19 protein-coding genes and 1 tRNA gene are annotated in these 19,351 nt (G+C 63.9%); 10 read left to right on the top strand and 10 right to left on the bottom strand.

Annotated features, from left to right (window positions below; genetic code table 11):
• Window positions 1-179: 179 nt before the first annotated feature.
• The 6 genes from U1R88_RS00665 to folP all read left to right on the top strand — a co-directional run bounded on the left by U1R88_RS00665 (window position 180) and on the right by folP (window position 7,427).
• Complete coding sequence (locus U1R88_RS00665; protein WP_322429546.1) at window positions 180-1,535, top strand: hypothetical protein; 1,356 nt, start codon at window positions 180-182, stop codon at window positions 1,533-1,535.
• A gap of 263 nt (window positions 1,536-1,798) precedes the next feature.
• Window positions 1,799-2,998, top strand: coding sequence for a benzoate/H(+) symporter BenE family transporter (locus U1R88_RS00660; RefSeq protein WP_322429545.1), 1,200 nt, complete (start codon window positions 1,799-1,801; stop codon window positions 2,996-2,998).
• A 307-nt stretch (window positions 2,999-3,305) separates the two neighbouring features.
• The gene (gene pabB, locus U1R88_RS00655; RefSeq protein ID WP_322429544.1) at window positions 3,306-4,664 is read left to right on the top strand and encodes an aminodeoxychorismate synthase component I; all 1,359 of its coding nucleotides are present in this window, start codon (window positions 3,306-3,308) and stop codon (window positions 4,662-4,664) included.
• A complete protein-coding gene (locus U1R88_RS00650; RefSeq protein WP_322429543.1) occupies window positions 4,661-5,227 on the top strand; it encodes an anthranilate synthase component II in 567 nt (188 codons plus the stop codon). The genes pabB and U1R88_RS00650 overlap by 4 nt, the downstream gene beginning before the upstream one ends.
• Window positions 5,224-6,120, top strand: a complete 897-nt coding sequence (locus U1R88_RS00645; RefSeq protein ID WP_322429542.1) for an aminotransferase class IV — start codon at window positions 5,224-5,226, stop codon at window positions 6,118-6,120. Before U1R88_RS00650 ends, U1R88_RS00645 begins: the two co-directional genes overlap by 4 nt.
• Window positions 6,121-6,131: 11 nt before the next feature.
• Window positions 6,132-7,427 (top strand): dihydropteroate synthase, encoded by a 1,296-nt coding sequence (folP, locus tag U1R88_RS00640; RefSeq protein WP_322429541.1) that lies wholly within the window; start codon window positions 6,132-6,134, stop codon window positions 7,425-7,427.
• An 8-nt stretch (window positions 7,428-7,435) separates the two neighbouring features.
• Here folP and U1R88_RS00635 read toward each other — a convergent pair whose 3' ends face one another.
• Window positions 7,436-8,185 (bottom strand): rhomboid family intramembrane serine protease, encoded by a 750-nt coding sequence (locus U1R88_RS00635; protein WP_322429540.1) that lies wholly within the window; start codon window positions 8,183-8,185, stop codon window positions 7,436-7,438.
• Between the two features lie 395 nt (window positions 8,186-8,580).
• Here U1R88_RS00635 and U1R88_RS00630 point away from each other — a divergent pair, with 395 nt between their 5' ends.
• Complete coding sequence (locus U1R88_RS00630; RefSeq protein WP_322429539.1) at window positions 8,581-9,156, top strand: PAS domain-containing protein; 576 nt, start codon at window positions 8,581-8,583, stop codon at window positions 9,154-9,156.
• A 47-nt stretch (window positions 9,157-9,203) separates the two neighbouring features.
• Here U1R88_RS00630 and U1R88_RS00625 read toward each other — a convergent pair whose 3' ends face one another.
• The 3 genes from U1R88_RS00625 to U1R88_RS00615 form a co-directional block, all read right to left on the bottom strand.
• The gene (locus U1R88_RS00625) at window positions 9,204-9,563 is read right to left on the bottom strand and encodes a hypothetical protein (protein WP_068292227.1); all 360 of its coding nucleotides are present in this window, start codon (window positions 9,561-9,563) and stop codon (window positions 9,204-9,206) included.
• A gap of 205 nt (window positions 9,564-9,768) precedes the next feature.
• Window positions 9,769-10,188 carry a DUF1489 family protein gene (locus U1R88_RS00620; RefSeq protein ID WP_322429538.1) on the bottom strand — a complete coding sequence of 140 codons (420 nt, stop codon included), beginning with the start codon at window positions 10,186-10,188 and terminating at the stop codon, window positions 9,769-9,771.
• Window positions 10,188-10,841 (bottom strand): glutathione S-transferase family protein, encoded by a 654-nt coding sequence (locus U1R88_RS00615; protein ID WP_156771646.1) that lies wholly within the window; start codon window positions 10,839-10,841, stop codon window positions 10,188-10,190. The genes U1R88_RS00620 and U1R88_RS00615 overlap by 1 nt, the downstream gene beginning before the upstream one ends.
• Before the next feature lie 798 nt (window positions 10,842-11,639).
• On the opposite strand from U1R88_RS00615, the gene U1R88_RS00610 reads away from it, so the two are divergent.
• Window positions 11,640-11,903, top strand: coding sequence for a DUF3253 domain-containing protein (locus U1R88_RS00610; protein WP_322430475.1), 264 nt, complete (start codon window positions 11,640-11,642; stop codon window positions 11,901-11,903).
• A gap of 28 nt (window positions 11,904-11,931) precedes the next feature.
• On the opposite strand, the gene U1R88_RS00605 is transcribed toward U1R88_RS00610, so the two are convergent.
• Entirely contained in the window at window positions 11,932-12,687 is a 756-nt protein-coding gene (locus tag U1R88_RS00605) for a glycoside hydrolase family 25 protein (RefSeq protein ID WP_245314897.1), read from the bottom strand.
• Between the two features lie 167 nt (window positions 12,688-12,854).
• Between U1R88_RS00605 and U1R88_RS00600 the strand changes: the two genes are divergently transcribed.
• On the top strand, window positions 12,855-13,709 hold the full coding sequence (locus U1R88_RS00600; RefSeq protein WP_322429537.1) for a polysaccharide deacetylase family protein: 855 nt from the start codon (window positions 12,855-12,857) through the stop codon (window positions 13,707-13,709).
• Window positions 13,710-13,769: 60 nt separating this feature from the next.
• On the opposite strand, the gene U1R88_RS00595 is transcribed toward U1R88_RS00600, so the two are convergent.
• Window positions 13,770-13,854: transfer RNA gene (locus tag U1R88_RS00595), tRNA-Leu, on the bottom strand.
• A 183-nt stretch (window positions 13,855-14,037) separates the two neighbouring features.
• Here U1R88_RS00595 and lipB point away from each other — a divergent pair.
• Window positions 14,038-14,796 (top strand): lipoyl(octanoyl) transferase LipB, encoded by a 759-nt coding sequence (lipB, locus tag U1R88_RS00590; protein ID WP_322429536.1) that lies wholly within the window; start codon window positions 14,038-14,040, stop codon window positions 14,794-14,796.
• A 15-nt stretch (window positions 14,797-14,811) separates the two neighbouring features.
• On the opposite strand, the gene U1R88_RS00585 is transcribed toward lipB, so the two are convergent.
• The 4 genes from U1R88_RS00585 to U1R88_RS00570 all read right to left on the bottom strand — a co-directional run bounded on the left by U1R88_RS00585 (window position 14,812) and on the right by U1R88_RS00570 (window position 19,247).
• Entirely contained in the window at window positions 14,812-15,243 is a 432-nt protein-coding gene (locus tag U1R88_RS00585) for a hypothetical protein (RefSeq protein WP_322429535.1), read from the bottom strand.
• Between the two features lie 99 nt (window positions 15,244-15,342).
• Window positions 15,343-16,023 (bottom strand): Crp/Fnr family transcriptional regulator, encoded by a 681-nt coding sequence (locus U1R88_RS00580; protein WP_322429534.1) that lies wholly within the window; start codon window positions 16,021-16,023, stop codon window positions 15,343-15,345.
• A 33-nt stretch (window positions 16,024-16,056) separates the two neighbouring features.
• Entirely contained in the window at window positions 16,057-18,072 is a 2,016-nt protein-coding gene (locus U1R88_RS00575) for an acetyl/propionyl/methylcrotonyl-CoA carboxylase subunit alpha (protein WP_322429533.1), read from the bottom strand.
• Between the two features lie 338 nt (window positions 18,073-18,410).
• Entirely contained in the window at window positions 18,411-19,247 is an 837-nt protein-coding gene (locus U1R88_RS00570) for a hypothetical protein (protein ID WP_322429532.1), read from the bottom strand.
• Window positions 19,248-19,351: the final 104 nt, after the last annotated feature.

Below are 19,351 nucleotides of genomic sequence, written 5' to 3'. Positions count from 1 at the left end.
TCTTTTGCGGCATTTCTCCGGTTTTTTGGCCAAATTCAAGGGACAAGCCTCAGTTTAGCGACTTTGCTGTTGATTCTTGCACGTTAACCGTCTTCTAAGAAACCAGCCCGGAAAGAGTACTGGTCGCATCAGGCTGCCATCCCCTATCGGCACCGGACCAGATCTAAGGAATTATATCGATGGATTCGTTGAACTCTTGGCTGCCCGCGCAGTTGTTCACCTTGGCTGGCCTGCTGTTGGTGGTGGGAGTCGTCTTGATGTTCATCTGGCGGGCGATCAACCGCCCCCAGGTCGGCGGCGCCAAAGGTGGACGGCAGTCGCGGCTCGGCGTGGTTGATTCATACGGCGTCGGCACCCGCCAGCTCGTGCTGGTGCGGCGCGACAATGTCGAACATCTGATCATGATCGGCGGCCCGAACGATGTCGTCGTCGAATCCAGCATCCTGCGCGCCCGTCCGGCCGGCCAGGCTGCACGCCCGGCCACGCCCGGTACAACACCGCCCCCGGTCCAGGAACGTACGACGGCCGTCGCCGTTCCGCCCCGGCAAGTCGAGGAAGATTTTGCCCGTCCGGAGCCCGTCGAGCCTCCGCCAGTCGCCAAGATCGAGACGCCAGTTCCGGCCCCGGCCACAACACCGCTCAGCAGGACCTCTCCAGCCGCCGCGACCACGCCCCCGGTACCTTCGACGACCTCCGCTACGCGTCCGGGCGTGGTGCCCCCGCGTGAACCGGGCTTCTTCCAGCGCGCCACGTCGCGTCTGCCAAATTTCGGCCGGCCCGCGGCCACGGCGACGCCTGCTCCCGTCGCGCCGGCCGTGCCTACGGCCGAGGAGCCTCGCGCCACCATCGATACCGCGCATTTCGAAGAGCTTTTGGCCGGCGATCCGCCTGCAACCACTGCCGCGCCGAAGCCGACCGTATCCGCGGCCCCTGCTGCACAGACAACGGCGGCTCCCAAGCCCAAGGCTGAGCTCGATTTCGAAGTCGCGGAAGGACTCGATCTCGAGCCCGCGCCCGAGACGCGCGAACCGCCAGCGCCGACCACCACCACGCGCCTGACGCTGCCCGAGATTCGGCTGCCGGATCTGCGCTTACCGGAATGGCGCCGCCCCGAAGCGACACCGGCTCCGACGCCTGCCCCGCGCCAGGCGCCGGAACTTCGGGTCGAGCCTCGTTTTTCCGCCGATCCGCGCCCGACCGGCGAGCCCTTACCGACTCCCGGCGGCCGCATCGAGCCCTCGCTGGGCATGCCGGCGCCACGCCCCCAAGCCGAGCCGACGCGTACGGAGCCTTTCCGGGTCGGTGAAAGACTGACGACGCCGACACGCCCAGCCACCACGGCGCCTGCGCCGAGCACGACAACCGCGCCGGCCACCACCGCAGCGCCGACACCGACAGCGGCCTCCACGCCGACACCACCTCCGGCGCCGACGACCACGCCGGCCCCGGCCGAGGCCGAAGACCCCTTCGCCAGCCTCGAGGAGGAAATGGCGAGCCTGCTGGGACGAAACAGGGACGACAGCAAGAAGTCCTGAATGGGCAAACGATCAACGGGCGGATCTTCCGCCCGTTTTCTTTTGGTGTCGTGGCTGCAAACCCTGCACACCGGCAGGCGCGGGAAACACGATAGGAGCTGGGATATTTGCGTTTCCTGCCGGGACCAGCGCAATATCCAGGCCGGCCGGGCTCGACGCCTCAATTCATCCGACACGTGGCTTGCACATTTCGTGGCGGGGGTCGAATAAGGCGGTCTCGCGCCATGTTGCCCTGCCCCTCAGAGAATTCCGGTTCCCCTGCCATGCGCTCCTTCCTTGCAGATCTCAGCGGCCAGTCGGCCGGCATGGGCATCCTTACCGCTGTGGTCGGCTATACCAGCTCGGTGGCGGTGGTGATCAATGGCATGAATGCCGTCGGCGCTTCGCCGGGGCAGATCGCTTCGGGCCTCGCCGCTTTGTGCGTCACCATGGGCCTGTGCGGCGCCGGCCTCAGCCTCGCCACTCGCATGCCGGTCTCAACGGCCTGGTCGACGCCCGGCATGGCCCTCCTGGCGGGCCTTGCAGCGCCAGCCGGGGGTTATCCCGCTGCCGTGGGCGCCTTTCTGGTCACCGGCGTGCTGATCATGGTGGCCGGCTTATGGTCTCCCCTCGGCAAGCTGATCATCCGTATTCCTCGTCCCATCGCAGGCGCGATGCTGGCCGGCATCCTGTTCAAGCTGTGCCTTGCCCCGGTGATCGCCATCGGCCAGGTGCCGAAATTCGCCATACCCGTGGTGCTGACCTGGCTGGTGGTCGGGCGTTTCTACCGCCTATGGGCCGCGCCCGCAGCGCTCGCTGTCGCCTTGGGCGCCATGGCCTTCGACGGCCAGGCAAGTTCACTGCCGCTGGCTCTCCCGTCGCTTGAATTCGTGACTCCAAGCCTCGATTGGCAAACACTGATTTCGATCGGGCTGCCGCTCTTCATCGTCACCATGGCCTCGCAGAACATTCCAGGCCTGACCGTGCTGGCCGCCTATGGCTATCAGGTATCGACACGGCCTGCCTTCCTCGTGACCGGGGGCGTGTCGGCCCTCTCCTCGCTGCTGGGCGCTCCCACCATCAACCTCGCCGCCATCACCGCCGCCCTCTGCGCAGGTCCGGACGCCCATATCCGGCCCGAGCGGCGCTATACTGCCGCAGTGGTCGCCGGATTGTTCTATGCGGCGATCTTCTCGTTGCTGTCGGCGATCGCCGCCGGCCTGGTCGCCGCCTCCTCCCCGATCCTGATCGAAGCGGCGGCGGGACTGGCGCTGGTAGGCGCTTTCGGGGCCTCCCTGCTTGGCGCCGTGCAGGAAGAAAGCCAGCGCCTCCCAGCGCTCGCAACCTTCCTGATCACTGCATCCGGCTTCAGTCTCTACGGCATCGGTGCCGCCTTCTGGGGCCTTTGTGCAGGGCTTGTCGTGCTTATGCTCTATTCCGGCGCAAACAGAGGCACGACAAAGGCAAAAAAAAGCGCTACATAGATATGCGATGTTCCACGTATCTCCACAGGGCTGAGAGGTGCGGGACGCTTGGGCCCATCCTGGATGCAAGCCCCTGCGTGATGAGTTCCGGCCGGCTGACAGGGAAGCCGCCCGACGCTCCAATCGCCGAACCTAGAGCAAAGCGCGTTCATGACTGAACGCTTGTTTGCTCTAACTCCTTGGTTAGACGCGTCTTTGCGATTCTGGGTGACTCCGTAAGATCGCAAAACGCTACGGAAGCGGTCTGTCCGCATCACACGAGCTGGCCGGTATGTTTCTGCCGCACCAGGATTGTGCTTGAGCTGCCATGATCATTGTTGAGATACCCTGGATCGATCCCCTAGAAGCTGCGGCCGCCATGGCCAGCCAGCCGCGACTGGCCCTGCTCGACAGCGCCATGCCCCATGAAACGCTGGGGCGGTGGTCCTATCTGGCTGCCTCCCCTTTCGGCCAGTTCCAGGTCGTCGACGGCGTTGCGCGCTGGAACGATGCCGTCATCGACGGCAGGCCCATGGAGGCCTTGCGTCATCTGCTGCGGCAGCATGCCCGCCCCACGATGCCGGGAGCGCCTCCCTTCACAGGCGGCGCGATCGGTAGCTTCGCCTATGAAGCGGGCCACCTGTTCGAGCGTTTCGGACCGTCGGTTCCATCAGCCGCGCCGGGCGTTCCCCAGATAGACCTGCCGTTCTACGACCACCTCCTTGCCTTCGACGCCATCGAGAAGCGTGCCTTCGCCATCGCGCCGAACCAGACGGGCATCGAACGGCTCGTCGAAGGGCTCGAGGCCCAGCCTCACCGGACATCGGCTCCGCGTGCATTGACTTGGCACGACAGCCGCAGCCGGAGCGAATACGAAGCCGAGGTCGCACGCGTGGTCGGCTATATCCGCGACGGCGACATCTTCCAGGCCAATCTCTCCCATCGCTTCAGCGCCACGCCCCAGCAAGGCGCCGACCCGCTGGCGACCTATCTCGCCTTGCGGCGATCCAATCCGGCGCCGTTTGCCGCCCTGCTGGTCGATGGCAGCAACTTCATCGCCTCCACCTCGCCCGAGCGCTTTCTGCGCCTGGACGCCGGTGGGGTCGAGGCCAGGCCCATCAAGGGCACCAAGCGCCGCTGCGCCCACCCCGCCATGGATATTGCCATCGCCCAGTCGCTCGCCCGCAGCGAAAAGGACCGGGCCGAGAACATCATGATTGTCGACCTCCTGCGCAACGACCTGTCGCGGGTCTGCGATGCGGGCAGCGTCGAGGTTCCCCTCTTGTGCGGCATCGAAACCTATGCCTCGGTGCACCATCTGACTTCGGCGGTTACGGGCCGCCTCAAGGAAGGGCTCGACGTGACCGACCTGATCGCCGCCACCTTCCCGGGCGGCTCGATCACCGGGGCACCAAAGATCCGCGCCATGGAGATCATCGGCGAACTCGAGCGCGAGCCGCGCGGCGCCTATTGTGGTGCGATCGGCTGGATCGGCTTCGACGGCGCTGCCGATCTCAACATCGCCATCCGCACCCTCAGCTATGACGGCAAGGACCTTTCGATCCGAGCCGGAGGCGGCATCACGCTGCTTTCCGATCCCTTTGCCGAATATGACGAGACCCTGGCCAAGGCCGAGCGGCTCATTGCGGCCTTCGAGGATCCCGCCCGCGCGGAGGAAGCGGCATGATCCTGATCGTCGACAATTACGATTCCTTCGTCTTCAACGTCTCACGCTATTTCGAGGAGGCCGGTGCGAGGACCCATGTCGTCCGCAATGACGCCGTGAGCGCCGATGACGTCATCCGCCTCGGCGCTCAAGCTCTGGTGTTTTCACCTGGTCCGAAGGCACCGCGCGATGCCGGCGCTTCGCTCGACCTGATCAAGCTCTTTTCGGGCAAGCTGCCCATCCTCGGTATCTGCCTCGGCCACCAATGCATCGGCGAAGTCTTCGGCGGGCGCACAGCCCATGCCCGCACGCCCATGCACGGCCGCGCTTCACGTATTGAGCATCAGGGCGGCGGCCTGTTCGCCGGGCTGCCGCAGCCCTTCGAGGCGGCGCGCTATCATTCGCTGATCGTCGAGATCGACGAGGATGGCCCGCTGGAGGTCACGGCGCGCAGCGACGAGGGCGAGATCATGGCACTCACCCATCGCCAGCATCCCACTTTCGGCGTGCAGTTCCATCCCGAGTCGATCCTGACGCCGCAGGGACATCAGATCATCAGCGCGTTCCTGGATCGCGTGCAGTGAGCTTCTTTCTTCATCGTCTCATGGGGGACGGCAATGCCGACGCCCCACTGGTCAATGCCCTCGATCGCGGCTTCCAGCTCGGGGATGGCGTATTCGACACCATGAGCTGCTTCAAGGGACGCCCTTTTGCAGAAGAGCGTCACCGCGCCCGGCTCATCCGACATGCAGCAACCATCGGCATCGATGTCGACCCATCCCTGTTAAAGGCGGCGCTTGACAGCCTGCTGGAAGAGTTGGGCGAACGGCATGCCATCCTGCGCACCACGGTGACGCGAGGGCAGGCTGCCCGGGGCCTGTGGCCGCCGCCAGGCACCCAACCATCGAGTGTCTCGCCCACTATCCTGGTGACGGCCCAGCCCTGGAGCTCCTCGCTTGTCGGCCAGCCTGCAAGGCTGTGCGAAGCCGAGTTACCGCGTAATCAGCTCTCGCCACTCGCCCGCCTGAAATCCCTCAACTATCTTGACAACATCCTGTCCGCGCGCCGGGCCGCTGAAGCCGGCGTCGACGATGCCCTGATCCGCAATCTCGACGGCAACGCAGTCTCATCCACCATCGCCAATCTCTTCGCCATCGTCGATGGCCGGTTCGTCACTCCTCCCTGCGCCGATGGCTGCCTCGACGGTGTCATGCGCGAACTGGTGCTGGAGGAAGCGAAGGCCCTAGGCTTCGACGTCAGCGAGGCCAGTCTCACACCGGCCCTGCTCGAGCGGGTGGAAGCCCTGTTCCTCACCAATTCCGTGCGCCTGATCCGTCCGGTCATGGCGCTGGGCAACCGAAGCCTGGTCCCGTCTCCCCGGGCAGCCTTGTCCATCAACCGCCTCTTCAATGCCCTCCTGGCCCGCATCACACACGACACCGGCGCGCGCCTTGAGGTAGTCCTTCCCATCCAGTGAGCAGTGCTTCCATGATCTACGTCGCCCTCGGTGCCAATCTGCCATCCTCCGAAGGAGCTCCCCGGGAAACCCTGCGCCGGGCAGTATCCGCCCTGGCGGCCCGTGGATTGACGATTTCCGCGCGTTCGCGCCTGTTCCTGACCGAGCCGGTGCCGCGCTCGGACCAGCCCTGGTATGCCAATCAGGTCATCGCCGTCGAGAGCGCCCTCAACCCCCACCAGATTCTTTCTATCCTGCTCGACGTGGAATTGCAGTTCGGGCGCGAACGCAGCGAACGCAATGCAGCCCGCACGCTGGATCTCGACCTGATCGGCTATGGCAGCGACATCATCGATACGCCGGACCTCGTAGTGCCGCATCCGCGCATGCATGAGCGGGCCTTCGTGCTCGCTCCGCTTGCCGACATCGCCCCGAGTTGGCGCCATCCCGTCAATGGCGAAACCGTCAGCCTGATGCTGGCGCGCAGCGATCGAGCCCATGTGCGAGCGCTCAGGACGGTGCCGCTGCTGATGGGCATCGTCAACGTCACCCCCGATTCCTTTTCCGACGGCGGACGCTATGACAACGCCGAGACGGCCATCGCCCATGCCCGCCAGTTGATGGAGGAAGGTGCCGACATTCTCGACATCGGTGGCGAATCGACGCGTCCGGGGGCCACTCCCGTCGACATCGAAACCGAATGGCAACGCGTCGGTCCGGTGATCGAGGCTCTCGCCGAGGAGGCCAAGCGGCGCTACCGTCTGATCTCAATCGATACCCGCCATGCCGAGATCATGGCGCGCGCACTTGCTGCCGGCGCCACCATGATCAACGACGTCACGGCCTTGGACGATCCGGCCAGCCGCAGGGCCGTCGCCGATCATGATGTCCCCGTGGTGCTGATGCATATGCAAGGCGATCCGCAGAGCATGCAGGTCAATCCGGTTTATGCCGATGTGGTGAAGGATGTCTGCGCCGAGTTGAGCTTCAAATGCGAGCGCGCCATCAAGGATGGCATCGCCGCCTCACGCTTGTGGCTCGACCCCGGCATCGGCTTCGGCAAGACGATGGAGCACAATCTGGCCCTGCTCGACGCCACCCCGCAATTGCGTGCCCTGGGCTTTCCCGTGCTGATCGGGGCCTCCCGCAAGATCTTCATCCGCGGCGTCGATCGCCATGGGCCGGCCTCGGAGCGCGTAGCCGGATCGGTTTCCGCCGCTCTCTCCGCCGCGCAGCGCGGCGCCGATGCGGTACGCGTCCATGATGTCGCACAGACGCGGCAAGCCCTGGCGGTCTGGAGCGCGGTAGAAGGGCAGGCGATGAGCTGATTGGAGACTCAGACGACCCGGCGCAGCCGTGGCTGGCGGTCGAAGAAGCGAAACAGGAGCAGGCCAGCCAGGAATCCGCCTATGTTGCCCGGCCAGCCGGGCATCACCTGCGACGTGGTAAGGATCAGCGGACTGACGGCATTCCAGGCCGTGATGAAGGCGAAGACGGCGAGCCAGATGCGCACGTTCTGGTCCGCCAGGGCATCCCGCAAGGTCCAGGCCGGCTTGCGAAAGGCCGCCCCGCCGGCGACGCGAAAAGCGGCCATCGCCGATCCGCCCTTGAAGAGGAAATGGATCGAAGCCGCGAACAGGCCCGACAGACCGCCGCCCGCTCCCACCATGGCGGCCGCGCTGCCCCAGTAGAACAGCAGGCAGGCGAACGAGCCTGCAATGGTGCACAGGGCGGTGAAGGCCACAAAGCGCCAGGTACCGAAGCGCCAAGCCACCGCAGCACCCAGGATCAGCAGGGCCGCGCCATTGATCATCAGCGTGCCCGGGTCGGACTGAAGAAAGAAACAGGTCAGGAAGCCGGCAATATCGGCAAGATGTCCACCGGGCCAGGCAATGCTCTCCCCGATCGAGGGATCGTAGCGCAGGGGCGTGAAGGCAAAGACCCCGACCAGCCAGCCGCTCCAACTTCCGGGTATCACCGCCCGAGCAATGTGAACGAGGACGATAAGGCCGGTGAGCAGCAGCACGACCGCCGGCACGTTGAAGGCCGCCGGCGGATCGATATTGCCGCGCGATTTCAATGACAAAGACATATCTCCTGAAGCAGGAAGCAAACTGTGGTCATTCGCTCCGTCATTCTTAACATCGATTCGGTCGCGTTAACCTTTTGTTAACATTAATAATTCGTTTCCAGGCGGTAACCATCCTGCCCCCTGCCGTCCGCTCCCATGCCGGTGCTATCGTCACCTCCTCGCCCGCCTATGACGGGCGAGAGCGGCGTTCGAACGAAGGTCGCTCGCATTGCTGAAGCACGGGCACGGGCCGATCACAATCGGATCATGCCACCGGCGCCTTGTGATCCGGCAGATATGCCACAAACCACAGGACGCTCTGGCCAATCCGTCGGATTGGCTTGGAAACAGAGAGTTAGAGCAAAGGGCGTTCAGCCATGTACGCGCATTGCTCTGGGGGCGGCTGACCAATGAAGAATACGGCGACACGCGATCTCTACGGCTATTGGGACCAGTTGCGCGGTCAGCGAGCCGCTCCCGAACGTGTCGACATCGATCCGGCCGCCATCCGCCGCGTGCTGGGCGATACCTTCATCGTGGAGATCGACAAGAACCGCAGCTTTCCGTTCCGCCTGGCCGGAACCCGGATGTGCGCCCTGCTCGGCCAGGAACTGCGCGGTGCTTCCCTGCTCGATCGCTGGACCGACCGAACTGGCCTGGCGGAACTGGTAATGGCGGTATCGTCGGACCTGACGGCACGGGTGATCGCGCTGAGCGGCAGCACGCTGCAAGGCCATCATCTCGATCTGGAATTGCTGCTCCTGCCGCTCCATCATCGCGGCAAGGCCAATTCGCGTATCCTCGGCAGCCTGACACCAGGCGAGGCCCCCTATTGGATCGGCCTGCATCCCATTTCGCGTTTCGATATCGTCTCAGTGGAAGAGATCCCAGCGACCGCACGCGTTCAGCGACATACGGCCCTGCCTACCGGTATCCGGCGTTATGGCCATCTCACGCTGGTCGAAGGTGGCAAGGCCAGCGCCTGACTGATTCTGCGTTTCCTATCCAAGAGTATTTTCTCGACCGAAAGCCCTTAGTGCAACCGATAAGCCTGATCGCGCAGCGAACCCGCCCGGCTGCAACGAAGCAGTTCGCCCCCCACGCCATCATCGGACAAGCGATCGCGAATGGTGGTGAAACGATCCAGTTCATGGTGATAATCATCGGCAAGGACCTGCCAGTCCTCGACCTCTTCGAGCCTCGAGGCGGCGAAACGGTCGGCAGCAGCCGCCATATCGGCATAAGCCAGGGCCACCGGCGAGGTCCGGAATAGCGTGGTTTCGTTCAGGGAAACTTCGCCGGTATCGAGATCGCGAGCCTGGACGAGAAAGCCGTCAGACTGCGCGATGACTTCGTAGCACCAGCCCTGCCCTTCTGTACTTGCGATCAACATGGCGTCCTCCATCCACTCAACTTACGGCCATGATGCCAGAGCGGTGAAACTTCGAAGTGCCATCCTGCACACGTCATGGTTAACGCTTGATAACCAACAATGTTCAGGTACCTGGCGATTACGTGCCATAATGACGCATGGAGTGTGACTATAGCGTGAACGCGCATCGAAGCATTCACACAGCCGTTGAGGACGCCTCAAAAGCCTAAACGAGGCCGATGGTGCGCAACTCGCGCTGGAGCTCGATGGGCAGGTCGGCGTCGGCCGAGCCGACCGTGGCGAGATCGGGCGGCGCGTCGGCCGCGCTGAGATAGCGCCACCCCTGGAACGGGCCGCGCGGGCGGGGATCGACGGCGACGACCATCGGATCGAGCACAATGTCGCAACGCGAGATGCCGTCCTCGTCACGGCGCGCACGCAAATCCGTGATGCGCTGGCGGCACGAGACGATGCCCTTGATCACCCAGTAGAGCGAACCGCCACCAAGGATTGCCTCGCGGTTCTTCGGCATCATGCGCGTGGTGTGGATCTGTTCACCCGCCAGGCGCAGGCGCAGGGCGATCCATTCCTCGAGGTCGGCGATCGATTCGGCGCCGACACATAGCTTGATCAGGTTGAGGCTCATCACACTGAATCAATATCGACGATCGTTTCGGTTTCCTCGAGGGCTGCCGCTTCCCACTCCCGCCACATCGGCGTCGCCATCACCGCATCCATATAGCGGCGTACCGCGGCCGGCACCTTGACGTCATAGGCGTGCAAGCGATTCACCACCGGCGCCCACATCGCATCGGCATTGTTGAAATGCGCACCGAACAGGAAATCGCCGCCGCTGCCGAAACGCGTGCGGCAGTCGATGATGAGATCGACCACCCTTTCCACGCTCGCCAGGGTTTCATCATCGAGGGCGATGGCCTTGGGCCGGCGCTTGATGTTCATCGGGCAGTTGCGGCGCAGAGGCAGGAAACCGGCATGGATCTCGGCGCTGATGGCACGGGCGTGAGCCCGGCTCTCGCGATCATCCGGCCAGAGTTGTGGTGCGATCTCAGCCAGATATTCGAGGATAGCAATGGATTCGTGCACCATGATATCGCCATGGATCAGAATGGGCACCTTACCGGCCGCCGAGGTCGCCTTGATCATCGCCGAGGTTTCGGGATGGCGCAGCCAGATGATCTGCTCCTCGAAGTGCATGCCCGCCGACTTTGCTGCCAGCCAGGGCCGCATGGACCAGGAAGAATAATTCTTGTTGCCGATGATCAGTTTCAAGGGGCGCACTCCAACACGGGCCGCACCATGCCGCCTCCTGCGCGGGCGCGCAAACGGAGATTTGCCTCCGTCAACATGCCGTAGCGGCCTGCAGTTTGACGACCCTGGTGCCAAACATCCGGTTGCAAGCTGGCGGCAGCGCCTTCATTGTCCAGCCACGAACCGTAATGGATCAGGGAGTCGTGCCCATGAAGAAGATACTCGTGCTTGCCAGCCTGTTTGCTTTGCCCTTGGCAGGCTGCGCCACGCCGGAAGGAGGTTACGCCGACCGCCCCTCTTACAGCGATCCCGGCTATTATGGCGGCAACTATTATGGCGATCACCGTCGCGACCGCCGCGATCGCTATCCTGGCAGACCGCGCCCCGGCCGGCCAATTCCCGGAGAGCCAAGTCCGGGTACAGGCCCTGGGTCCGGCCCGTCTCCAGGTGGCGATTTCAGCTGGCGGAATGCTCCTCCTGGCTCAAGGCCGCCGGTCACCTCCAATGTCGGTGGCTCTCCCGGTTTGTCTCGTCCTGGCTGGTCAGCCCCAGCCCCACGAATCGAGAGCCCGTCGCCAACGCCTAGCGCGCCTCGGGTCGAAAGCCCATCGCCGGCCCCCAGCGCGCCTGCAGGCGCCGGCCCGGTGCCTAATTGCCCGCCGGGCACAACCGGCTGCTGAGCAAAGGCCTACCTAAGCAAGAAACGCCCCCAAGCGAGATGGGGCCTAGGTTGCAAATATAGAGAGCGGTTTTCGTTTCAAGCGATGGAAACCGTCCCGCATTGTCATGGCGAGCGCGCGACGCTTTCGCATCCAGATCGTGAGTTCAATGATAGACAAGGACGTCCTGGAACAAACTGCACTGCGCCTGATCGCAGCCCTGCCGGCCGGCAAGACAATGGCGCCCGCCGATATCGCGCAAGAAATCGCGGGCAAGGCCGCCGATCAGTGGGGACCGCTGATGCAGCCCTTGCGCCGTATCGTAGTGCGCCTGGCCAAGGAAGGCCGGCTGGTGATCTATCGCAAGGGCGCGCCGGCCGATCCCGACGATTTCAAGGGCGTCTACCGCCTCGGACCGGTGCGGATCGACTGACGCAGGGCGCTGCCAGCGGCATGCAATCTCAGTTGGCAGCGATACTGCCGGTGGCGACGTTCTGGGCCAGGAAATCCTGCCATTGCTGCTCGGAGCCGGCGAAGGCGTTGCGGTCGACCTGACCCTGGACTCCGGGCACCGAGCCGGTGGCGGTATACTGCCAAAATGCCCAGGAACGCTTGCCGTAGCGCCCGGAAGGATGCCCCTTCACCGAGCGCACCCAGAAGGGATAGCTCTCCAATTCACCGGTCAGGATCTCGCGGTGGAAGTCCACCGTGGTGTAGATGATCGGCTTCTTGCCATAGAAGCGCTCCATCTCACGCAGGAACACCGCCATGTCGGCATGGATCTTCTGGGCGGGCGGACGCAGCTTGCAGGTCGGCGAGAGGTGGTTCCACTCCATGTCGAGAACCGGCGGCAGGGCGTCGCTCGCCGGCGGCACATGGGTCTTGAACCAGGCGACCTGGTCCTCCACCGGCCGGCAGAAATAATAGAAATGATAGGCACCGGTCGGTATGCCCGCGGCGCGGGCTCCCTCCCAATTGGCCTTGAACTTGTCGTCGATGCGGTCACCGCCCTCCGTCGCCTTCAGATAGGCGAAGCGCACGCCTCCCCGCGCGGCAGCATTCCAGTCGATGACACCCTGATATTTCGAGACATCAATGCCGTGCACCGGAAACCTGTTCGCCTCGGGATAGGCTTGCTGAACGGTCGAGCAGGCACTGAGAACCAGCACACCTGCTGCGATGAGCCCATGGCGCATGAAGCACGACAGCGATCGCATTGTGAAACCCATTATGAACGGCCGTTACATCCGGCACTTCAACGACTGGAACACAGGGTAGAGAGAGAAGCTTAACCGCTCCTCACTGTCGACAAAAATCTTTGAAGACACGGCCCGAAAACACGCTTATCAGGCGAATCATCCCCCATTACCGGTCAAGTTCTATCATGAAAGTCCTGGCCCTAGCTGCCGCCCTCGCCTGCGCCCTGCCCGCCTCCAGCCTCGCGGGCTGCCCGCCGGAGGCGCTGGGCGTGTCCCGCACGCTGCCGGTCGGCACCGTCGGCGGCGGAGCCGTGGGCATCAAGACCTATCCCCAGACCCTGCGGCTGGCCCCTGGAGAGGTGGTACTGACCTTCGACGACGGACCGATGCCGGGACGCACGGAGAAGATCCTGGATGCCCTTTCAAGCCAATGCGTGAAGGCTACCTTCTTCATGATTGGCCGCAACGCCGCCGCCGCTCCCGCCTTGGCTGCCCGGGTCGCGAAGGAGGGACATACCGTCGCCTATCATTCGATGACTCACCCGGTGCTGCGCCGCCTGCCCTTCGAGCGAGCGAGCGCCGATATCGAGAACGGCTATCGTGCCGTCGACAAGGCGGTATGGGGCATAGCGCGAGAACGCCCGCACCAGCCCTTCTTCCGCTTTCCGGGCTTTGCCGACTCACCTGCCCTCAACCAATGGCTTGCCTCGCTGGACATGGTGACGTTCGGGGCCGATCTGTGGGCCAGCGATTGGGAACCCGAAACGCCACAGGAGGAGCTTAAGCTGGTGCTCGGACGGCTCGAGAAGAACAAGGGCGGCATCGTGCTTCTGCACGACATCCAACCCCGCACCGTGGCCATGCTGCCGCAATTTCTGCAGGAACTGAAGAAACGCGGCTTCCGAATCGTGCATGTCGTGCCCGGCCCCGGTGCGCTCGAAACAGCACCGGCTCCCGTTGGCTGGTTCTCCCAGACCGAGCGTATCCTCGCACGCCAGGGCAGACCGGTCGGCAAGGTCCGGCGCGCGTTGTCGCCATAGCCATCGACAAACCAAAAAGGCGATCCGTTTCCGGATCGCCTTTGGAGCCAAGCTCGAATTTGGTGCGGTCAAGAGGACTCGAACCTCCACTGGTCTCCCAACTACCACCTCAAGGTAGCGCGTCTACCAATTCCGCCATGACCGCGGTTGCTGCACGGGGCCGGCGCCAAGAGCGCGCTGCCATGTGAAGCGGCGCATCGTCTAACAGATCGATCACAGGGCAGCAAGGGCAATTCACGCTTTTCCTGCACTTAGCGTGCAAGCCCTTGTCGAAGCCTCGAAATCCGCCGATATGAAGGGCTTGTTTCCCCCGATTGGAACCGATCCAGTGACCAGCCGCAATGCCCTCGACCATAGTTTCCTGCCCGGCCGCGATTCTCCGCAGGTGGAATGGCTGGTAATGGCGGGCCTCAGTCCCTATGAGGAAACCATTGCTGCCATGGAGGCAAGGGCAACGGCGATCGCGGACGGGACGGCCGATGAATGCGTCTGGCTGCTCGAACACCCGCCGCTCTATACCGCTGGTACCTCGGCCCGGCGCGAGGACCTGGTCGCCCCCGATCGCTTCCCAGTGCACCAGACCGGGCGCGGCGGGCAATACACCTATCACGGCCCCGGCCAGCGCGTGGCCTATGTCATGCTCGATCTCAAGCGCCGCCGGCAGGACGTCAGGCGACTGGTGACGGCATTGGAGGCCTGGCTGATCGACACGCTCTGGACCTTTCATGTGCGAGGCGAGCGACGTGAGGATCGGGTCGGCGTCTGGGTCAGGCGCCCGGAGCGCGGCGCCGGCGCCGAAGACAAGATCGCCGCCATCGGCATTCGCCTCAAGCGCTGGGTTTCCTTCCACGGCATCGCCATCAATGTGGAACCCAATCTCGAGCATTTCTCCGGCATCGTGCCGTGCGGCGTGCGCGATCATGGCGTGACCAGCCTGGTCGATCTCGGGCTGCCGGTGACGCTGGAGGACGTCGATCTCGCCCTCCGCCAGACCTTCGAGCCGATCTTCGGACAGACGTGTCTCCCGAGGGCAGAAAGCGATTCGGGAAATGCCGCCAAGGCCCTGGGATCGCGCGCCTTGGCCTGAGTGGGCTTATGCGCCTTACCAGCTCGTTCTGGCGCTGGAGGCGAGCCCATTGCCGGGAATGATCGCCAATGCGATCAGCCAGCCTACCATCGGACCGCTGAACAGGCCGAATGTTGCCAGGGCCTGCTGCCAGGAAGCGAGCGCGCCCCGGTCAAGAAAGAAGATCGCAATCGCGACAGCCAGCAGATAGAGGCTCAGAAAGGCCGGGATTACCAGGCCGGACCAGCCGAAATCGTGCAGGCGCTTGCGTGAGAGACAGATGGCCGACCAGGCGATGGCTGCGACGAAGGCAAAGGAGCCCAGGCCGTAAGGACCGCTCCAGCCCTGCAGGGCATGATGACCGCCGACCGTGAGCGCGGCCAGCAGCAAGACCCCCGCGGTGAAGGCAACGCGATCGATCGCACCGGACGGTGAAAGCAGCAAACGCAGGATGACGACTGACAGCATTGTCCTGACAACGCACTGAACCCAAGCTGGATATGCTTGTAACATCCGGGGGTTAACGCCGCGTTTCGAAGTTTCGATTCGCCTGTTTCGCAAAATGCTTCAAAGCCGGCCGGTTGCCACCCGCATCTTGTCGGCCAGGCCGCCGCCGAGTCGCCGATAGAGGGCATGGGCGATCTGCTCGTCCCGTTTGCACAGCGCCTTGAGCTTGTCCTGATCGAAAGCCAGCACGCGCACGGCATTTTCCGTCACCACCGTGGCGGTGGCCGGCACGCCCGTGGCAAAGGACACGTCGCCGACGAAGGCGCCGGCGCCGACATGGGCAACGAGTTGGTCGCGCACGCGTACCTCCGTCTGGCCTTCGCAGATGAAAGTGAGCTCGCGCACCGGATCGGCCTCGGTGGTCACCACCGAGCCAGGCTCCAAAGTGCGCCATTCCGCCGTTCGCAGCAGCTGGGCGATCTGCGCCTTGTCGAGGTCTCCGACGATCGGTTTGATGAAGGCCTGTTCGTCGGCCGAAAGCTTCAGGCTGAGCCGATCGCGCAGGAGAATGCCGAGCTGCACCAGATTGATCAGGATGAAGGCGCTGTCCCAGGCGATCGAAGGCCAGACGGCCGAGCCGCTGAACAGGAAATAGAGCACCTCCAGGGCGATGCCGACCACCGCGGCCAGCCGCAGCCAGAAGATGTTGGTCAGGAGGTAGGAGATTGCGATGATGGCATAGGCGATATGGCCGGGGAGCGCACCCCAGCTGAAGAATTGGTCCCAGACGCTCAAAACCATTCCCCTTGCTCTTCGACGATCCAGGGCGTGTCGTCAGGCAAAATCCATGATCACCGCATCGACTGCCAGCGTATCGCCCGGCTTGACGCGGATCTTCTTGACGGTGGCGTCGCGCTCGGCGCGCAGGACGTTCTCCATCTTCATGGCCTCGACGACGCAGAGCGCCTCCCCGGCCTTGACCTCCTGGCCCTCGATGACCTCGATGGCCCGAACCAGCCCGGGCATCGGACACAGCAAGGCGGTCGTGAGGGTCGCCCTGCTCTTGACCGGCATCAGGCGAGCAAGCTCGGCTTCGCGCTGGGTGTAGATGCGGATGTCGGCAGCAGCGCCGCGATGAGCCAGCACCACGCCATTGGGTATGGCGCGCACCAGCATGGATGCCGGTTCGCCATGGATGCGTCCCGACCATACCGGCTGGCCGGGCTTCCAATCGGAGGTCAGCGTGACCAGGCGTTCCGGTGCCCCCTCCGGCGTGAGGAAGGTCACCTGCATCTCGCCGCGCGCCTCGTCGACCTCGACGGTGAAGGAGGTATCGCCGAGCATCGCCACGCGGCGACGATCGAACACCACGGGCCTGCCGACCATCTGCCCGCTGATGCCGCGCTTGCGCTGGTTCTGGATATGGTCGATCGCGGTTGCGACCGCCGCCAGCCTGTCGGCAATCGCGCCCCGGGGCGGGCTGACGGCAAAGCCGCCAGGGAATTCCTCGGCGATGAAGGCGGTCGACAGCCGTCCCTCCTTCCAGCGCTCGTGCTGCATGAGGGCCGCAAGGAACGAAATATTGTGGCGAATGCCTTCAATGGCAAAGCTGTCGAGCGCATCCGACATGGCGGCGATCGCGCCGGCCCGTGTCGGGGCATGGGTGCAGAGCTTGGCGATCATCGGGTCGTAGTGGAGCGAGATCTCGCCTCCCTCGAACACACCGGTGTCGTTGCGGACCGTGATACCCTTCTCGCGACGCTCGGCCGGCGGGCGATATTGCGTCAGGCGGCCGATCGAGGGCAGGAAATTGCGCAGGGGATCCTCGGCATAGACCCGCGATTCCACGGCCCAGCCCGAAAGCTTGATGTCGGACTGCTTCAGCGCCAACTTCTCGCCGGCGGCGACGCGGAACATCTGCTCGACCAGATCGATACCCGTCACCAGTTCGGTCACGGGATGCTCGACCTGCAGGCGGGTGTTCATCTCCAGGAAGTAGAAGCTCTTGTCCTGCCCGGCCACGAATTCCACGGTGCCGGCGGAATCATAATTGACCGCCTTGGCGAGGGCCACGGCCTGGGCGCCCATCAAGGCTCGCGTCTCCGCATCCAGGAGGGGCGACGGTGCCTCCTCGATCACCTTCTGATTGCGGCGCTGGATCGAGCATTCGCGCTCGCCCAGATGGATGACGTTGCCATGCTTGTCACCAAGCACCTGGATCTCGATATGGCGCGGCTCGACAATGAATTTTTCGATGAAGACGCGGTCGTCGCCGAAGCTCGCCTTGGCCTCCGAACGCGCCAGGCGGAATCCTTCTTCGACTTCGGCCGACGAGTAGGCGATGCGCATGCCCTTGCCGCCGCCACCGGCAGAGGCCTTGATCATCACCGGATAGCCGATCTCCTCGGCGATACGGATGGCGGCCTGGCCATCCTCGATAATGCCGAGATGCCCTGGCACGGTGGAAACGCCGGCTGCCGCAGCCGCCTTCTTGGATTCGATCTTGTCGCCCATCGCAGCGATGGCATGCGGATTGGGACCGACGAAGATGATGCCTGCTTCCTTGAGTGCCGTGGCGAAGGCCTCTCGCTCCGAGAGGAAGCCGTAACCTGGATGTACTGCGTCGGCACCGGTCTTGCGGCAGGCCTCGATGATTTTCTCAATCTGGAGATAGGATTGGGCGGCGGGTGGCGGGCCGATATGGACGGCCTCATCCGCCATCTCGACATGCAGGGCATCGCGATCGGCGTCGGAGTAGACCGCGACCGTGGCGATGCCCATGCGGCGCGCCGTCTTGATGATGCGGCAGGCGATCTCTCCGCGATTGGCGATCAGAACTTTGGAAAACATGCCCGCAATCACCCAGAATAGTTCGAATGGACCGTCCGCCCTTTCCTAGGGCGTCTCATAGATTCCGGCTGCGCGCAATAAGCCGGCTTTCAGATTCAGGCGGCGTGCACCGCTCTTGGGCCACGCCAGCCCGCCGCCGGACAGTCGTCTTGTTCCAGAGGGTCATCAGGTGAAAGCCGCGCGCCCTCAGGTGGCTTCCTACGAAGGCTCGCCGGGCGATACTACGTTGGAGAGTAGGTTCATGCCCTGATTCGCCAATGCCCACTAAGGGTTTGATTGAAAACAAAAATGCCGGCCCTGGGCCGGCATTCCTGTATTCCTGTGGAGAGGTGGCTTGATCAGATCATCTGGCTGATCGACTGGTCCCAGTTGTTGGTCGCCGCCATCTGGCGCGGATCGACCAGGGCCAGCAGGGCCCGCTCGGCGCGGCTCACCCGGCCATCATGCTGGATGCGCCGGTTCAGCCAGGCACTGTCGCGATCGGCCAGGACCACAGGCGTGGCCAGCGAGCGGCCGCCCGTATTGCTCGGCTGGTTGGTCGCCAGCAGATGGGCCTGGATGGTCTCGGCGAAAAGCCCGTCCCAGGCCGGGTCCTCGCTGTTGCAGCCTTCGGCCATGTCGAACAGCATCTCGGCTTCCTGGCGCGAGATGATGCGGCGCTTGGCGCCCTTCTCGACCTGGAAGAGGCGGGCCATGTTGGCAATGTCCTGCGTATCGATCACGCGGGAGAAATGGATGCGGCCCTTGGCCGCCGGCCCCTCACCCGTCATCGCGGCATGCTGGATCTGGTGCAATGCGAAGCTGGCGAGATCATCCGGCACGCTGTCGGCCTGTTCAACCAGCCGGATCAGCAGGCCGAGCTCGGCGGCATTGGCCACCAATCCCTCGCCGCCATCGAGCATCGAAAGGAGCCAGGCTCCCTGCTCCTTGGAAATGCTGCCCTTGGGTTCGTTACGATCCAGGACGAAAGCCGTCAGCATTTCCTCGAAGAGGGTGTTAAAATTCTTGGTGCGTCCTGCCAATACGCCCTGAAGCGCAAAGAGTGCGTCGGCATCGGCGGCCTGGAGCTGCACGCCGTCCTGCCAACGCTGACGCATTTGCTGAACTTCGGAATCCTCGATCGAACCGCGCTCCAGAGCCGGCTCAACTAGAGTTGCGATAGGTGACGTCACCATGGGGTCGTGCCTTGCCTTGATTTGCGCCTAACTCGCGGCGCCTCATGAAACCCAATTTGAGCCTGGATCACTCAAACCGGCGTTAATGAGTCTCACCCTAGGAG

The sequence above is a fragment of the Labrys sedimenti genome (genome assembly GCF_034424805.1).
Taxonomy (GTDB): domain Bacteria; phylum Pseudomonadota; class Alphaproteobacteria; order Rhizobiales; family Labraceae; genus Labrys; species Labrys sedimenti.
This window is presented reverse-complemented; position numbering and strand designations above follow the sequence as displayed.

Bases quoted from the DNA above. Each gene is read 5' to 3' on its own strand.
- pabB (WP_322429544.1), top strand. From the start codon at position 3,306: ATGATCATTGTTGAGATACCCTGGATCGATCCCCTAGAAGCTGCGGCC.
- U1R88_RS00630 (WP_322429539.1), top strand. From the start codon at position 8,581: ATGAAGAATACGGCGACACGCGATCTCTACGGCTATTGGGACCAGTTG.
- U1R88_RS00610 (WP_322430475.1), top strand. From the start codon at position 11,640: ATGATAGACAAGGACGTCCTGGAACAAACTGCACTGCGCCTGATCGCA.
- U1R88_RS00625 (WP_068292227.1), bottom strand. From the start codon at position 9,563: ATGTTGATCGCAAGTACAGAAGGGCAGGGCTGGTGCTACGAAGTCATC.
- U1R88_RS00570 (WP_322429532.1), bottom strand. From the start codon at position 19,247: ATGGTGACGTCACCTATCGCAACTCTAGTTGAGCCGGCTCTGGAGCGC.
- folP (WP_322429541.1), top strand. From the start codon at position 6,132: ATGATCTACGTCGCCCTCGGTGCCAATCTGCCATCCTCCGAAGGAGCT.
- U1R88_RS00605 (WP_245314897.1), bottom strand. From the start codon at position 12,687: ATGCGATCGCTGTCGTGCTTCATGCGCCATGGGCTCATCGCAGCAGGT.
- U1R88_RS00620 (WP_322429538.1), bottom strand. From the start codon at position 10,188: ATGAGCCTCAACCTGATCAAGCTATGTGTCGGCGCCGAATCGATCGCC.
- U1R88_RS00665 (WP_322429546.1), top strand. From the start codon at position 180: ATGGATTCGTTGAACTCTTGGCTGCCCGCGCAGTTGTTCACCTTGGCT.
- U1R88_RS00575 (WP_322429533.1), bottom strand. From the start codon at position 18,072: ATGTTTTCCAAAGTTCTGATCGCCAATCGCGGAGAGATCGCCTGCCGC.
- U1R88_RS00600 (WP_322429537.1), top strand. From the start codon at position 12,855: ATGAAAGTCCTGGCCCTAGCTGCCGCCCTCGCCTGCGCCCTGCCCGCC.
- U1R88_RS00660 (WP_322429545.1), top strand. From the start codon at position 1,799: ATGCGCTCCTTCCTTGCAGATCTCAGCGGCCAGTCGGCCGGCATGGGC.
- U1R88_RS00585 (WP_322429535.1), bottom strand. From the start codon at position 15,243: ATGCTGTCAGTCGTCATCCTGCGTTTGCTGCTTTCACCGTCCGGTGCG.
- U1R88_RS00580 (WP_322429534.1), bottom strand. From the start codon at position 16,023: ATGGTTTTGAGCGTCTGGGACCAATTCTTCAGCTGGGGTGCGCTCCCC.
- U1R88_RS00650 (WP_322429543.1), top strand. From the start codon at position 4,661: ATGATCCTGATCGTCGACAATTACGATTCCTTCGTCTTCAACGTCTCA.